The sequence below is a fragment of the Bacillus sp. HSf4 genome (genome assembly GCF_029537375.1).
Taxonomy (GTDB): domain Bacteria; phylum Bacillota; class Bacilli; order Bacillales; family Bacillaceae; genus Bacillus; species Bacillus sonorensis_A.
Genome location: NZ_CP120679.1, coordinates 40001 through 53582, shown reverse-complemented (window position 1 = coordinate 53582; position 13582 = coordinate 40001). Strand labels below are relative to the sequence as shown.

18 protein-coding genes (1 of these 18 only partly in view) are annotated in these 13582 nt (G+C 44.0%); 3 read left to right on the top strand and 15 right to left on the bottom strand.

The features are described from left to right. Window positions 1–85 precede the first annotated feature (85 nt). Window positions 86–853: a TatD family hydrolase gene (locus P3X63_RS00280; protein ID WP_026589832.1), complete on the bottom strand. Its 768-nt coding sequence runs from the start codon at window positions 851–853 to the stop codon at window positions 86–88. A gap of 93 nt (window positions 854–946) precedes the next feature. Continuing rightward, window positions 947–2935 (bottom strand): methionine--tRNA ligase, encoded by a 1989-nt coding sequence (gene metG, locus P3X63_RS00275; RefSeq protein ID WP_077735256.1) that lies wholly within the window; start codon window positions 2933–2935, stop codon window positions 947–949. A 506-nt stretch (window positions 2936–3441) separates the two neighbouring features. Between metG and P3X63_RS00270 the strand changes: the two genes are divergently transcribed. Next, a complete protein-coding gene (locus P3X63_RS00270; protein ID WP_085959887.1) occupies window positions 3442–3732 on the top strand; it encodes a transition state genes transcriptional regulator AbrB in 291 nt (96 codons plus the stop codon). Between the two features lie 49 nt (window positions 3733–3781). Here P3X63_RS00270 and rsmI read toward each other — a convergent pair whose 3' ends face one another. From rsmI to P3X63_RS00205, 13 genes are all read right to left on the bottom strand, one after another. Beyond that, complete coding sequence (rsmI, locus tag P3X63_RS00265) at window positions 3782–4657, bottom strand: 16S rRNA (cytidine(1402)-2'-O)-methyltransferase (RefSeq protein WP_026589834.1); 876 nt, start codon at window positions 4655–4657, stop codon at window positions 3782–3784. After that, window positions 4581–4931 carry a GIY-YIG nuclease family protein gene (locus P3X63_RS00260; protein ID WP_051290501.1) on the bottom strand — a complete coding sequence of 117 codons (351 nt, stop codon included), beginning with the start codon at window positions 4929–4931 and terminating at the stop codon, window positions 4581–4583. Before P3X63_RS00260 ends, rsmI begins: the two co-directional genes overlap by 77 nt. After that, entirely contained in the window at window positions 4918–5661 is a 744-nt protein-coding gene (locus P3X63_RS00255) for a tRNA1(Val) (adenine(37)-N6)-methyltransferase (RefSeq protein ID WP_026589835.1), read from the bottom strand. The genes P3X63_RS00260 and P3X63_RS00255 overlap by 14 nt, the downstream gene beginning before the upstream one ends. A 56-nt stretch (window positions 5662–5717) precedes the next feature. Then, complete coding sequence (gene yabA / locus P3X63_RS00250; protein ID WP_026589836.1) at window positions 5718–6080, bottom strand: DNA replication initiation control protein YabA; 363 nt, start codon at window positions 6078–6080, stop codon at window positions 5718–5720. A 14-nt stretch (window positions 6081–6094) separates the two neighbouring features. Beyond that, complete coding sequence (gene ricT / locus P3X63_RS00245; protein WP_026589837.1) at window positions 6095–6922, bottom strand: competence/sporulation regulator complex protein RicT; 828 nt, start codon at window positions 6920–6922, stop codon at window positions 6095–6097. 2 nt (window positions 6923–6924) lie between these two features. After that, window positions 6925–7914: a DNA polymerase III subunit delta' gene (gene holB, locus P3X63_RS00240; RefSeq protein WP_077735258.1), complete on the bottom strand. Its 990-nt coding sequence runs from the start codon at window positions 7912–7914 to the stop codon at window positions 6925–6927. Window positions 7915–7925: 11 nt separating this feature from the next. Then, the gene (locus P3X63_RS00235) at window positions 7926–8366 is read right to left on the bottom strand and encodes a YaaR family protein (protein ID WP_077735259.1); all 441 of its coding nucleotides are present in this window, start codon (window positions 8364–8366) and stop codon (window positions 7926–7928) included. 11 nt (window positions 8367–8377) lie between these two features. Continuing rightward, window positions 8378–8707: a cyclic-di-AMP receptor gene (locus P3X63_RS00230; protein ID WP_026589840.1), complete on the bottom strand. Its 330-nt coding sequence runs from the start codon at window positions 8705–8707 to the stop codon at window positions 8378–8380. Window positions 8708–8781: 74 nt separating this feature from the next. Continuing rightward, window positions 8782–9417 (bottom strand): dTMP kinase, encoded by a 636-nt coding sequence (gene tmk, locus P3X63_RS00225; RefSeq protein WP_277692208.1) that lies wholly within the window; start codon window positions 9415–9417, stop codon window positions 8782–8784. A 2-nt stretch (window positions 9418–9419) separates the two neighbouring features. Continuing rightward, window positions 9420–10856 carry an aminotransferase class I/II-fold pyridoxal phosphate-dependent enzyme gene (locus tag P3X63_RS00220; protein WP_077735260.1) on the bottom strand — a complete coding sequence of 479 codons (1437 nt, stop codon included), beginning with the start codon at window positions 10854–10856 and terminating at the stop codon, window positions 9420–9422. A gap of 134 nt (window positions 10857–10990) precedes the next feature. Then, complete coding sequence (locus tag P3X63_RS00215; RefSeq protein WP_277692206.1) at window positions 10991–12109, bottom strand: toxic anion resistance protein; 1119 nt, start codon at window positions 12107–12109, stop codon at window positions 10991–10993. 14 nt (window positions 12110–12123) lie between these two features. Next, a complete protein-coding gene (locus P3X63_RS00210) occupies window positions 12124–12741 on the bottom strand; it encodes a 5-bromo-4-chloroindolyl phosphate hydrolysis family protein (RefSeq protein WP_077735262.1) in 618 nt (205 codons plus the stop codon). Window positions 12742–12922: 181 nt separating this feature from the next. Then, the gene (locus P3X63_RS00205) at window positions 12923–13081 is read right to left on the bottom strand and encodes a sigma factor G inhibitor Gin (protein WP_409446681.1); all 159 of its coding nucleotides are present in this window, start codon (window positions 13079–13081) and stop codon (window positions 12923–12925) included. Here P3X63_RS00205 and P3X63_RS22780 point away from each other — a divergent pair. Both P3X63_RS22780 and P3X63_RS00200 read left to right on the top strand, forming a co-directional pair. Next, on the top strand, window positions 13049–13153 hold the full coding sequence (locus P3X63_RS22780; protein WP_372708716.1) for a hypothetical protein: 105 nt from the start codon (window positions 13049–13051) through the stop codon (window positions 13151–13153). The two genes, P3X63_RS00205 and P3X63_RS22780, sit on opposite strands and share 33 nt — an antisense overlap. Window positions 13154–13295: 142 nt before the next feature. Next, window positions 13296–13582: the 5' end (the start) of an amino acid permease gene (locus P3X63_RS00200; RefSeq protein WP_277692202.1), read on the top strand. 1141 nt of this gene lie beyond the right edge of the window; only the first 287 of its 1428 coding nucleotides appear in the window; its start codon is at window positions 13296–13298; the stop codon falls past the right edge of the window.

The following is a 13582-nucleotide window of genomic DNA, read 5'->3' as shown; positions in this document are numbered from 1 at the left end:
CCTATGAGTGTAAACAGACATGTAGAACTTTTGAGAACCTTCTCCCGAAAAGACAAGCTTGCCCACAGGTCGATATCAAATGCTGTCAGTTAATGCCGAAAAGTTTTTTTGCATTCTCTGTAGTAAAAGCTGCCACTTCCTCATAAGTCAGCCCTTTCAGTTCAGCAATCTGCTCAGCGACAAGCTTGACATAGCTCGGTTCATTACGCTTTCCTCTAAAAGGATGAGGCGCCAAAAACGGGCAATCCGTCTCGATCAAAATTCGATCGTTCGGCACTTGTTTGACAACTTCTTTCGGTTTTTTGGCATTTTTAAATGTGACCGGCCCGCCAAAAGATAGGTAAAAATTCATATCGATGCATTCTTTGGCGATTTCGGCACTCCCGGTGAAGCAATGCATAATGCCGCCGACTTTTTCCGCCCCTTCTTCGCGCAATATGGATACAACGTCTTCAGTTGCCTCGCGGTTATGGATGACGATCGGCAGGTTGACCTCTTTTGCCAATGCGATTTGTTTTCTGAACACTTCTTTTTGAACGTCCTTCGGCGATTTATCCCAATGATAGTCCAGTCCCATTTCTCCAATCGCCACAACCTTTTCATGGGCCGAGAGCTTCTTGATCCATGCTAAGTCCTCATCCGTCATATCAATCGCATCAACAGGGTGCCAGCCGATTGCCGCATAAATGAAATCATAAGCATCAATCAATTCCATTGCGCGCGTAATCGTCGGCCGGTCAAAACCGACCACTACGATGTGTTCCACTTCTTCTTTCTTTGCCCGGGCAATCACGTCTTCCAAATCGTCGTTGAACTGCTCGGCATTTAAATGTGCATGTGTGTCAAATAACATGTAAACGCCACCTTTTTCATAAATGTTGTCGATAAAAACAAAAGGTGTTCGACGAAATGTTACACGTGAAACACCTTTTGCTATTGGTCTGATTTATTTAATACGTGTCCCGTTCGCCAGTGAACTGTCTACGGATGCCAGTGAAAGAAGACCTTGATCCTCTCCAGCTAAAATCATGCCTTGAGACAACTCGCCTCTTAGCTTGACCGGTTTTAAATTGGTTACGCAAATCACTTTTCGGCCGATGAGCTCCTCAGGTTTGTAGTGTTTCGCAATTCCCGAAACGACCTGGCGCTTTTCAAAGCCTAAATCGAGCTGAAGCTTCAACAGCCGGTCCGCTTTGTTAACAGGTTCCGCACGAATGACTTCAGCAACCCGCAGCTCCGTGCTCATAAAATCATCAATTGTGATCTCCGAGAGCCGTTCAGGCGCTTCCGCTTCTTTTTTCGCTTCTTCTTTTGGAGCCGCTCCCTGCATTTTTGCTTTAATATATGCGACTTCTTCCTCAGCATCGAGCCGCGGAAACAACGGTTCTCCTTTTTGAACCTGCACCGACTTTAATTGTCCGAAGCTGTCAATGCTATCCCATCCTTTTAATGAAGGATCGGAAATGCCCAGCTGTGAAAAAATCTTTTCAGGCGTCTGCGTTAAAAACGGCTGAAGCAGCACAGCGGTGATTCTCAGCGATTCAGCTAAATGGTACATCACAGATTGAAGCTCTTTTTCTTTTTCTTTATCTTTCGCAAGAATCCATGGTGCTGTTTCATCAATATATTTATTGGTTCTGCTGACAAACTGCCAGAGGGACGAAAGTGCAACAGAAAACTCCATGTTTTCGATCGCCCGCTCATACGCTTGAATCGTCTCTTTTGCAAATGAAGACAGCGATTCATCGTAAGCCGTTACAGGGCCTTCATAAGCTTGGATCTGTCCGTCGAAATATTTGTTGATCATGGCGACCGTTCTGTTTAAAAGGTTGCCCAAGTCATTCGCCAAGTCATAATTTATCCGCTCAACAAATCCTTCCGGTGTGAATACACCATCAGATCCAAACGGAACTTCGCGAAGCAGATAGTAGCGAAGTGCATCAAGGCCGTATTTGTCGATCAGTGTCACAGGGTCGACTACATTCCCTTTTGATTTAGACATCTTTCCATCTTTCATTAACAGCCAGCCGTGGGCAAAAACCTTTTTAGGCAATGGAAGGTCTAATGCCATCAGCATGATCGGCCAATAGATGGTATGGAAGCGGACGATTTCCTTGCCGACCAGGTGAACATCAGCCGGCCAATACTTCTGATAATTTTCATCATTTGCCGTATTAAAGCCCAGAGCCGTGATGTAGTTAAACAGCGCATCGATCCATACATAGATGACATGCTTTGGATTTCCCGGCACTTTGATGCCCCAGTCAAATGTCGTTCTGGAGACAGCTAAATCTTCAAGACCCGGTTTAATAAAATTGTTGATCATTTCGTTTTTGCGGGATTCAGGCTGAATGAATTCAGGATTCTCTTCATAGAAAGCGAGAAGGCGGTCAGCGTATTTCCCCATACGGAAGAAATAGGATTCTTCCTTGATCAGTTCAACGGGGTGCCCGCTGTCAGGACTTTTTCCGCCGATCACCTCGCCTTTTTCATTGCGTTCAACATCGACAAGCTGTGTTTCGGTGTAGAATGTTTCATCAGGGATGCTGTACCAGCCCTCATATTGATCAAGATAAATATCGCCGTTGTCGAGCAGCTTTTGGAAAACCTTTTCGATCACACTTTTATGCCGTTCTTGTGTGGTTCGAATGAAATCATCGTTGGATATATCTAGCTTTTTCCAGAGCTCTTGAATGTCTTCTGCCGCACGATCGACCAATTCCTGCGGAGTGATATTCTCCTTCTCCGCTGTTTGTTGGATTTTCTGTCCGTGCTCATCTGTTCCTGTTAAGTATCTTACATCAAAGCCCCGCAGTCTTTTGTACCGGGCCATCGCATCACCGGCAACGGTTGTGTAGGCGTGACCAATATGTAGCTTTCCACTTGGATAGTAGATCGGTGTTGTAATGTAAAACGTATTCTTTTCTTGCGGCATCATGGAACCTCCCAATTAAAATGTCAAAAAACTCCCGCCCAAAGGACGAGAGCGGCATGTGCATTCATTCACTATATACTCAATATATAATCCCTCTATATATGATACCATCTTAGCCTTTAAGTTCAAGAAAATATACATTGTCGACAAACAATGAATGCAGTCGATTACAATTTTTGATTTGAAAAGAAAAATTATACTTCGACAAAAAAATGCTTTCATTGTCGAATAATGTCGTATATAATCGATATGAAGAAAAACCTTAGTTCGAAAGTCTTGATTTAAGGGCATTTTTCAAGACTATAACTTGGTTTTATCATCTTCAAATCCCTTGTTTAATCAATTCTCACAAGGTCTTTTGACTATATGATGTAATTTTTACAATCAATAGAAAAGAAAATGATTGACGTTTATTGGAAACCTTGTTATGCTAGGACTGTAAGGATTTTGTCGAATAATGACGAAGATAATAACACCTATTAAAATAAGAATCTTTCGGGAGGAGAATGAATATGAAATCTACAGGTATCGTACGTAAAGTTGATGAGCTAGGACGCGTGGTGATTCCGATTGAACTTCGCCGTACACTTGGAATCGCAGAAAAAGACGCTCTTGAAATCTATGTTGACGACGAAAAAATCATCTTGAAAAAATATAAACCAAACATGACTTGCCAAGTAACAGGTGAAGTTTCTGATGACAACCTTAAACTTGCCGGCGGTAAATTGGTTCTTAGCCCAGAAGGCGCTGAGCAAATCATCAACGAGATTCAAGCACAACTTCAATCTCAAAAATAATTATTTTGATTATACAAAAACCGTTCTTGCGGAAGCAAGAGCGGTTTTTTTAGTTTTGTATATGGTAGGCTTCATAAATTTTTCGTTTGGGAACGCTTCGGTCGGCAGCGGTTTTTTTGATCGCTTCTTTCGAATGGAGTCCTTTGCCGATATAATATTCAACATGTTCTTTTTCTGATAGATTCTCCCACCAAAGCGCTTCTTCGACAACCTCTTCGCCGGCCCCTTCAATCACAAGGCAAAATTCTCCGCGCACTTGCTCCTGCTCGGTCCATGCCAGCACTTCTTCGATCGTCCCTCTTATAAATTCTTCAAATTTCTTTGTCAGCTCTCTTGTCACGGCAATGTTGCGGTTGCCAAACACATCGTAAATCGCCGTCAGCGTTTCCTTGAGCCGATGGGGAGATTCGTAAAAAATCATCGTTTCCCGCCTGTTTTTCAACGCCTCAAGCTGCTTTTTTCTTTCGCGTTTATTCCGGTCCAAAAAGCCGAAAAAGAAGAATGGCTGGGGAGCGATGCCCGAAGCGATCAGCGCGGTCATAGCCGCATTCGCCCCCGGCAGAGGCACAACGTACCCGCCGATCGCGATAAAATCGCGGACGATTTCGGCGCCTGGATCAGAGATTGTCGGCATGCCCGCATCGCTGACCAAAGCGACATTTTTCCCATCCTTCAGCCATTCCAAAATTTTATGTCCGCTGCTTTCTTTGTTATGTTCATGATAGCTGACCAGCTGTGTTTCAATTTGATAGACATGGCACAGTTTCTTTGTCTGCCGTGTGTCCTCCGCGGCGATGACGTCAGCCTCTTTCAATGTATCAATGGCCCGAAATGTCATATCCTCCAAATTACCGATTGGCGTCGGCACGAGGTATAGAATGCCCATCTCTGATTGTTGAGCAAAGCTCTTTTGTCGATTGATGATCAACAGCCTCCCTTCGTTTTTGCTTTTCTTCTATATAATGTTCTTTGTTTTTTCTCGATAATTTTTTGAAATAATACTCAGCTTGCATCGCCTCCCGTTTTGTTGGAAAGCGCTCCGCATAATGGAGCGTGACCGGCAGCCTCGCTCTTGTATATTTGGCGCCCTTTCCGTCATTGTGGGTTTTCAGTCGTTTTTCGAGATTGTTCGTATAGCCCGCATATAAGCTGCCGTCGGCACATGACAGCACATAAAAGTAATGATCATTTGTCTCCATATAAAATCTTCCTTATCTCGTTTGTATATTGGTCATTCTCGTCATATACAAACAGAGGAGACAAAATTTTAAGGTCGGGCCTGCCGTCTTTAATGCCTTCCACCAGAATGGTATTAGCTTCTTTGCTCTGTTTCGGATAAACGAATTGCACACGTTTCGGTTCAATCTGATATGCCTTCATTAATTCAAAGATTTCGAGCAATCTGCCCGGCCTGTGAACGAGAGCCAGCTTTCCGCCTTGTTTTAAAAGCTTGCTGCTGACTCGAATCACATCTTCCAGCGTGCAGTAAATTTCATGTCTGGCTATAGCCAGGTGTTCATTCAGGTTTTGCTCCGTTTTTTGCGGAGTTTTAAAATAAGGGGGATTGCAAGTGACAACATCAGCTTTGTTATAGCCAAGCACCTGCGGCATATTGTTCAAATCATCCCTGATGAGATCAATCTGCTGTTCCAGATTGTTGTAGGCCACACTGCGAAGCGCCATATCATAAAGCCTTTCCTGGATTTCAACCCCGGTGATGTCCGCTTTTGAACGGGTGCTGAGAAGCAGCGGAACAATCCCGTTGCCTGTGCATAAATCAATGATTTTCCCTTTTTGGATGGGAACATAGGCGAACTTTGACAGCAGCACCGCATCTAAAGAAAACGCAAAAACCGTCGGACTTTGCACGATTTTCATATCTTCTGCCAGCAAATAATCGAGTCGTTCATCATCTTTTAATTGAATCATGTTTTTTCCCTTTCTGTCCTGTGAAAAGGGCTTCCGTCTGCCGGAAGCCCTTGCTTTTATTTTTTATTTAAAAACGACAGGCAGAACAGACAGTCTCCTTCTTTGCGGACGCTTCCGTAATGGATATTGCAGATGTGGAAGCCCTCCTGATACAGGCGCGCCAAATTATCGTGGCCCTCTCCAATATCAGCATGCCCTGTCTTTTCCGCTTTTATCTCTTTCTCATCCGCTTTTGCCGCATTCAGCCTTTGATCTGTCTCTTCCAACCGCTTCCGCAGATGTTCGTTTTCCAGCTGCAAATGATTATTTTCTTCGATCATTTCCCCGATGTGCTGCTTAAGGTCTCCAAGCTGCCGGTACAGGGATCCGATTTGTTCTTCTAAACTTATGACTGTATCAAACAATTCTTTTTTATCCAAGGTTTCACACCTCGTCAATCTGTGGTTTGTGCAGATACGACACCTTCTTGCAACAGCTCATCCCACGTGTATTCAACGACTTTTTCGCAATCTGTCAATTCGACTTGCAGGATGCGTTCGAGAATATTCAGTCCGACGACCTTTGCCGGTCCGTTGGACGTGGCGATCACTTCTCCGATATCCGGAAGCTGTTCTTTGGCTGTTTCGTATTCATCGTTTTCGTATTTCAGACAGCACATCAGCCGTCCGCATAGACCGGAAATCTTCGTTGGATTAAGGGACAGATTTTGGTCTTTTGCCATTTTGATAGAAACCGGTTCAAAATCGCCAAGAAACGTCGAACAGCACAGCATTCTTCCGCAAGGCCCGATGCCGCCCAGCATCTTGGCTTCATCTCTTACACCGATCTGTCTCAGTTCGATTCTCGTTTTAAAGATGGATGCCAAATCCTTAACAAGCTCTCTGAAGTCCACTCTTCCGTCGGCCGTAAAATAAAAAATAACCTTGTTTCGGTCAAAGGTAAACTCGACATCGACCAATTTCATTTCCAAGCCGTGTTCATTGACCTTTTTCTGGCATACGTCAAAGGCGGAAAGTGCAGCTTCCTGATTTTCTTCCACAATCAGCCGGTCGCGTTCATCCGCCACCCTGATCACTTTTTTCAACGGCAGCACAACGTCGTTTTCGTCCACCTTCTTATTCGCGATGACAACCTGCCCGTATTCAACGCCGCGAACCGTTTCAACGATGACGCAGCTGTCTTTATCTATCTGAAATCCGTTTGGATCAAAATAATAAATTTTGCCCGCTTTTTTAAAGCGAACACCTATGACGTTATACAAGCTTATCCCTCCTGCAGCATTAAAACCAAGTGCTCCATTAAACCTTGGGCATTCACATTGGAATAAAGCCGTTTTTTTGCTTCTAAAACAGCAAGAATCTGGTTTGTCACTCTTTGTTGTGTTGATTGCAGCGCGTGCTGTTTTAATGATTGGAATAAGTCCTGAAATAATATTTTATCTTCATGTCCGATCTGAATAGACAACACATCACGATATATAAATAAAAGCATATCAAGACCCATTTCTTGATGGTCTTTCTCCTTAAAAAAGGGCATCCACTGATCTTGAATATAGAAAAAAGCATGTCCTTTTCGCTGGTGTAAGACTTCATACAATTTTATCACTTTCGCTCTCGTCTCTGCAAACTGATCATTTCGACTTAATTCGAGCGCTTCCGATAAATTGTTGGTCATATTCGACAAAATCGCAGCAAGTTGCTGTGTGACGCCTTGCTTGATCAGCTCCTTTTCAATCGATTCGGGCAAAAGCGATTGAAAAGACAGAACCTGACACCGCGATATAATCGTATCAAGCAGCTTGTGCTGCTGTTCCGTTAAAAGAATGGCTATCGTATCGCTGTTCGGCTCTTCCAAAAATTTCAGCAGACTGTTGGCCGCATTTGCCGTCATCTGGTCTGCATGGGAGATAATGTACAGCTTTTTATGCGATTCCAAGCCCGTTTTTGAAAATTCCTCTTGAAGAGCCTGAATCTGTCCTTTTTTGATGGATAAGCCATCAGGATGAACGACGTGTACGTCAGGATGGTTGCCGGAAGAAATCCGCTGACAGTTTCGGCAGGATTCACAAGGTTCCGCACCGTTTTCCAGACAAAAAAAACTTTTCGCCAGCAATATGGCCGCATCCAGCTTGCCTGTTCCTTTACGGCCTTCAAACAAATAAGCGTGTGCAAGACGATTTCTTTCTATACTGTTTTGCAAAAGCTTCATGACACGCGGCTGAAGCTTTTGCATGTCTGTCCAGGTTGTAGCCATACCATCACTCTCTATGTGTAAAGGTTTATCAATAAACCCTTTATTTCCCCAATTCGTTCCAACAATTCGATAGAGGGCTTTTCTTGATCCATTAATTCCTCTGTCAACTGTACAAGCTTTTCGTCAAGCTCCTTGACGATGCTTAGCGTTCTGCTGTTTCCGTATAAATCGAAACTCCTTGAATTCTCAAGCGTTAAACCGTTTTCCACGGCTTCTTTCACAAAACGTTTGATCAAGCCTTTAAATCTTGCCAAGTCCTTGAAGTTTCTTGATTTCGTCAGTCTTTTGCCAAACGTTTCGATATCGGTCAAAAGCATCGTCAGCTGTTCAAACCTGAGCTTACCGCTTTGTATATTCATCTTTTCCTTAAAAGAAGCAGCAGCATTTTCTCCTCTGATTGCAGGAGCCTGCTGTTTTTCTATCATCGTCCGCAGTTCTTGACTTATTTTCATATCCTCAACCCTTAAAATTGATGGAATTGCTCAATTGGCAGTACAAAAACGGTTGCTCCGCCTACTTCAACTTCAACCGGATAAGGAACATAAGAATCCGCATTTCCTCCCATCGGAGAGACAGGCGCAATCAGCTGATCCCGTTTGCTTCCGTTTTCTTTTATCAGACTTAACGCTTTATCCACTCGAATATCATCAACGCCCATCATGAAGGTGGTGTTTCCCGATTTCAGAAAACCGCCGGTTGACGCCAGCTTGGTCACGCGGAAATTATGATCGGTCAAAGCCTTTAAAAGCCGATTGCTGTCTTGATCCTGAACAACAGCTATAATTAACTTCATATGAAAAGCCTCCTTTTGATTGGAAACGCCTAAGGATATTCTTGTTTCCATTATAACAACGATTGGTAATCAGGTCACAGTCGATTTTTTAACGCTTCATTAATAATTTGATTTACCCTTTTTAATACATCTTCAAATGTCTGGCTGGCGTCAACCGTTTGAAAACGGTCGGGAAACCGTTTGATCGCCTCTTGGTAGCCTTCCTGAACCCGCTTGTGAAAGTGAATTTGTTCAAGATCGAGACGGTTCTTTTCCCGGTCTTCATTTGCATTGATCCGTTTGAGGCCTTCCTCGGGTTCAATCGCAAAGAAAATGGTCACATCCGGCATCATACCGCCGATCGCAAACTGGTTGACAGAAAGAACTTCGTCCATTCCAAGTCCCCTTGCATATCCTTGATAAGCCAAGGAGCTGTCGATGAACCGGTCGCACAAGACGATTTGCCCCTTATCAAGGGCGGGTTTGACTTTTTCAACAAGGTGCTGCCTCCTTGCCGCTGCATATAAAAGCGCCTCTGTTTTAGGGTCCATATCCGTATTTTTCGGATTAAGAATGACTTCGCGAATCTGTTCGGATATGTCAATGCCTCCCGGTTCTCTTGTTGCAAGAACGGAATGGCCGTTTTTCATCAATATTTGGGCTGCGGCCTCAAGGACGGTTGTTTTTCCTGCACCTTCAGGACCTTCAAAAGTAATAAATAAACCGCTCATGATTACTCCTCTTCTATATAGACAGTTATTTGTTTATCCTCCAAGTGAACGCCTCCCTGAATGTGAACATTCAGGTCGATAAGCCGTGACAACTGGCTGATGCTCTCTTCGGTTATTCTTTCCCCCGCCATGATCAAAGGAATGCCGGGCGGATATGGAATCACCTGCTCGGCGCTGATTCTGCCGGCAGCCCTGCTCAATGGCACCGCCTCTTTTTTCAAAGAGGAAAGGACGCTTTTTTCAAAAGGCAAGGTGGTGATTTTTTCTATAGGCAGCTCGATCCGGGATCGGCTTTGCTTGGCGGCCGGCCAGTGATCGATTCCCTTTTCAATCTTCCTGATGAGCTCCGGTGCGAGTCTGCTTTTCCCCTCCAGTGGAAGGATGAACAGCACCTGCTTTTCATCTGCTAACTCGGGATGGACCCCGTTCGCCTCAAAGATGCTTTTCAATTCATAGCCGGAGTGGCCATGAAGCGACCTGACACAAAGCTTCAAAGGGTCCTGCCGAACGCCGGGATCAGCCGGTTCTACGATTTCCAGTCCTTTGATTTTGAAGAAATGCTCTTTTATTTCATTGATCCCTTTTTCAATCTTTGTTATTCTATGCGATTTTATGATCTCCTCGGCATAGGCCCTGGCTAAATCCAAAGAAGCCATAATCGGATAGGAAGGGCTGCTGCTTTGAAGTACGGTCACATAATGCTTCAGCCTGTCCCTGTTGATTCTCCCGCTGTTAAGGTGAAGGTAGGAGCCCATTGTCATCGCCGGCAGCGTTTTATGTGCTGACTGTACGACGGCATCCGCACCCGCTTCTAATGCCGGCTGGGGAAATGGACGGCCCAATATAAAATGGGCGCCATGGGCTTCATCGACTAAGACAGGTATGTCATGCTTATGGGCTTCAGCGATAACGGGTTGAAGGTTGACGGCATGTCCGTAGTAATTAGGATATGTCAGCATCAGCCCTTTTGCCGACGGATGCTTTAAAATCGCATCTTGGACGGTCTTTTGCAGAACATGGGTTGGAACATCAAGCGCATCATCCACTTCAGGCGTCAAAAACACCGGCTGGGCGCCCGACAGTTCAACCGCATGAAATACCGACTTGTGGCAATTTCGCTGAACGAGCAGGACATCACCCGGTCCGCAGACTGAAAGAATCATGGCCAGATTGCCGACCGTTGATCCGTTAACGAGAAAAAAACTTTCTTTTGCACCAAAAAGCTCTGAGGTTAAATCCTGTGCTTCCTTTATAACACCTGACGGCTCATGTAAATCATCAAGACCCGTCAATTCGGTGACATCGATTTTCAGGATGGATTCAAACAGGGTTCTCGCTTCATCAAAAAAGACATCTCCATTGTGATGTCCCGGAACGTGAAAAGATTGATGATTTCCTTCTGCATGGTGAACCAATGCTGTATATAAAGGTGTTTTCATGTATACCGATCCTTTTATGTAAGCCCGGAAATCCTTCCCGGCATCTCTCTTTATTCAAACATCTCTCATCAAGTGGATGCTGACCTTATTATACCTTTGAAAATGCCTGACTTAAAGGAAGACCTTTTGGAAATTTACCGATCGTCTTTCATATTCATAAGCTTCATTTTAAAATCTCCCTCAAGCTGCCTTATTTTTTCTTCAGCCTTCAGCCGTTTTGCCTGTCCCTCTTCTTGAATGTTGAGGGTCTCTTCAATTATGCCGATTAAATTGTCCTGCACTTTTTTCAAGGTTTCAATGTCGACGAAGCCGCGTTCTTTCTCTTTGGCGATTTCAACTGAATTGGCTTTCAGCATCTCTGCATTTTTGATGAGAAGCTCATTTGTCGTGTCGGAGACTTGCTTTTGCGTTTCTGCAGCGCGGTGCTGCCTCAGCAGGGCAAGCGCAATAGCCACCTGGTTTTTCCACAGAGGAATGGCTGTTATAATTGAAGACTGGATCTTTTCGGCCAATACTTGGTTTGTATGCTGAATGAGCTGGATTTGCGCCGCGCTTTGCAGCGTAATCTGCCTGCTCACTGTTAAATCGTAGAGACGTTTTTCCAGCCGGTCGGCAAACTGAATCATATCGTTTATGTCGTGGGCGGCCATATGATGCCGCTCCGTTTTTAGTTCTTCCTTCAGCTTGGGAATAATTTTTGTGTGCAATTCCTCCAGTTTCAGCCTCCCGGCGGCAATATAAATATTTAACGCCTCGTAATATTCCCGATTCTTTTCATAAAGCTGATCAAGCATTTTGCGATCACCGATCAATGCTGTTCTGGAATATTCAAGCCTTACACTGATTCTGTCAATTTGGACGGCAGTTTTTTGGTACCGTGATAAAACCTCTTGGACGGAATGGGAACCCCCTCCGAAAAAGCGGGAAAAGAAGCTCCGTTTTTTCGGCTGCAACTCATCAGGGCTGACCTGCTTAAGCTTTTTCACCAGCTCTCCTAAAACGTTTCCGGTCTCGCCTGCATCGTTCTTTTGAACATGCTCCAAAAAGGCATGAGAAAAATCAGCCAGTTTTGATTGAGTTTGAGCTCCAAATTGTGTGATGCTCTGGTGATTTTTCGGATCAATCTGTTCAGCCAGCTGCAATGCCCGCCTCCGGTTTTTTTCAGACAATACATCTGCTCCTTGTCCATAAGGATCGACAAGAAGATCACGTCCCGCCGCGCCCTTTCGCTGTGAAGGATTGGATTCAGTCATTCATCTCTCCTCCTTCAGCTTTTCTTCAACGAATTTTTGGCGACATCCAGCTCAAATTCCAGGTGTTCGATATCCGATTTCAGCAGACAGTAAAGGTCTTCTTCCAATTGTTTTGCAAGCTTGTCAATTGTCATTCGCGTTTCGCTCAACGACACTTCCAGCTTCGCATTCCGCTTTGGCTGTGAGGCTAACAAAGCATATTTTTCTGTCAATTCAACAATTGAATCAAGGTGTTGATAATAAAAGCGTTCCACTTGATAAAAACGCTTCGGCTCTTTCTTTGTGATCGTGTAAATTCTTCTGACGATGCGCAAAATTTCAAAATTCTGTTTTATCGTTTGGATATTTCTCACTGCAAACAGCGCTTTTCTTAAACGGGCTATTTTCTCTTTTGCTTCCCGCAAATTTTGTTTAATATAGGCATATTCGCGTCTTGTAAGCTGATTGTCTCTTAAAAATAAATAGGTTCCATACCACTTTCCCCCGGCATAAATGACAGTCCAAGCTCCTGCCGCATAAAGAGAGGACAGGAGAAATGTCTGGTCAAAGGCAAAGAAACTGGTAAACCAAAGGAATACGGACATTGTACTTGCGGTTACAGTACGAAGTAAAAAATGACAAATCGGTTTCATCACATCATCTCCTCCTCATCCATTCTTTCATAAGCTAAAAAGCCGCTGTCATATATCAAAAAAGACATCTCAATCCGATGTCCCGAAACAATCCGCATGTTTCCCATCTTTATTATACCGTGCTCTGATAGGATCTGAAAGACTCCCGATCGATAGGCAAAAAAAAAGACCTTGAAACGGTCTAAGAATACAATGGCGGTGTGCGGAGACTTTTTAATTTTTTTACATAATCAGAGTATTGAGGGTCGGACGTTGATGTCGATATAATCTTTTTTTCGCAATCTTCACATAAAAATTTAGTATAAAGGTGAATTCCTTCGCTTTTTGTTTGTTCACAAATGATACACGTTTCCCCATGATCAGACTTACTCATCCATTCCACCTCCATGGTATAAGTATTTCCAACCTTTAATATTTGTATACAAAATTAAGAAAGTTTTTGAAGGTTAGATCAGTATATGTAGGCGCTGGGCATTAGGTGTCTGTATCAACGTCATCTATGTGCGGATTTTCCGGCAAATGAGCTTGACCTGCTCATGATAGAATTCGGGAAAATGGAAATAATACCTTTATCGATTTTAAAAGGACTGAGTCTGATGAAAGATCCTCATCTCATCAAGCAAACCGTAAAACATCAGCAGGCAAAACAAGCAGCGCAGGGAAAGGGGCCAGAACTGAAATGGTGGCAGCTCTCTCTGATTGGCATCGGCTCCATTATTGGCGCAGGCTTTTTTTTAGGGACGGGACTATCGATAAAAACCGCTGGTCCTTCTGTTTTACTTGGCTATATGATAGCCGGTCTGACAACTTTTTTTGTATTCAGCGCACTCGCGGAAATGAC

What these genes read in the sequence shown, in the direction of transcription:
- P3X63_RS00280 (WP_026589832.1), bottom strand. Translation starts at nt 853, where the DNA reads ATGTTATTTGACACACATGCACATTTAAATGCCGAGCAGTTCAACGAC.
- metG (WP_077735256.1), bottom strand. Translation starts at nt 2,935, where the DNA reads ATGCCGCAAGAAAAGAATACGTTTTACATTACAACACCGATCTACTAT.
- P3X63_RS00270 (WP_085959887.1), top strand. Translation starts at nt 3,442, where the DNA reads ATGAATATGAAATCTACAGGTATCGTACGTAAAGTTGATGAGCTAGGA.
- P3X63_RS00260 (WP_051290501.1), bottom strand. Translation starts at nt 4,931, where the DNA reads ATGGAGACAAATGATCATTACTTTTATGTGCTGTCATGTGCCGACGGC.
- P3X63_RS00255 (WP_026589835.1), bottom strand. Translation starts at nt 5,661, where the DNA reads ATGATTCAATTAAAAGATGATGAACGACTCGATTATTTGCTGGCAGAA.
- holB (WP_077735258.1), bottom strand. Translation starts at nt 7,914, where the DNA reads ATGGCTACAACCTGGACAGACATGCAAAAGCTTCAGCCGCGTGTCATG.
- P3X63_RS00235 (WP_077735259.1), bottom strand. Translation starts at nt 8,366, where the DNA reads ATGAAAATAAGTCAAGAACTGCGGACGATGATAGAAAAACAGCAGGCT.
- P3X63_RS00230 (WP_026589840.1), bottom strand. Translation starts at nt 8,707, where the DNA reads ATGAAGTTAATTATAGCTGTTGTTCAGGATCAAGACAGCAATCGGCTT.
- tmk (WP_277692208.1), bottom strand. Translation starts at nt 9,417, where the DNA reads ATGAGCGGTTTATTTATTACTTTTGAAGGTCCTGAAGGTGCAGGAAAA.
- P3X63_RS00220 (WP_077735260.1), bottom strand. Translation starts at nt 10,856, where the DNA reads ATGAAAACACCTTTATATACAGCATTGGTTCACCATGCAGAAGGAAAT.
- P3X63_RS00215 (WP_277692206.1), bottom strand. Translation starts at nt 12,109, where the DNA reads ATGACTGAATCCAATCCTTCACAGCGAAAGGGCGCGGCGGGACGTGAT.
- P3X63_RS00210 (WP_077735262.1), bottom strand. Translation starts at nt 12,741, where the DNA reads ATGAAACCGATTTGTCATTTTTTACTTCGTACTGTAACCGCAAGTACA.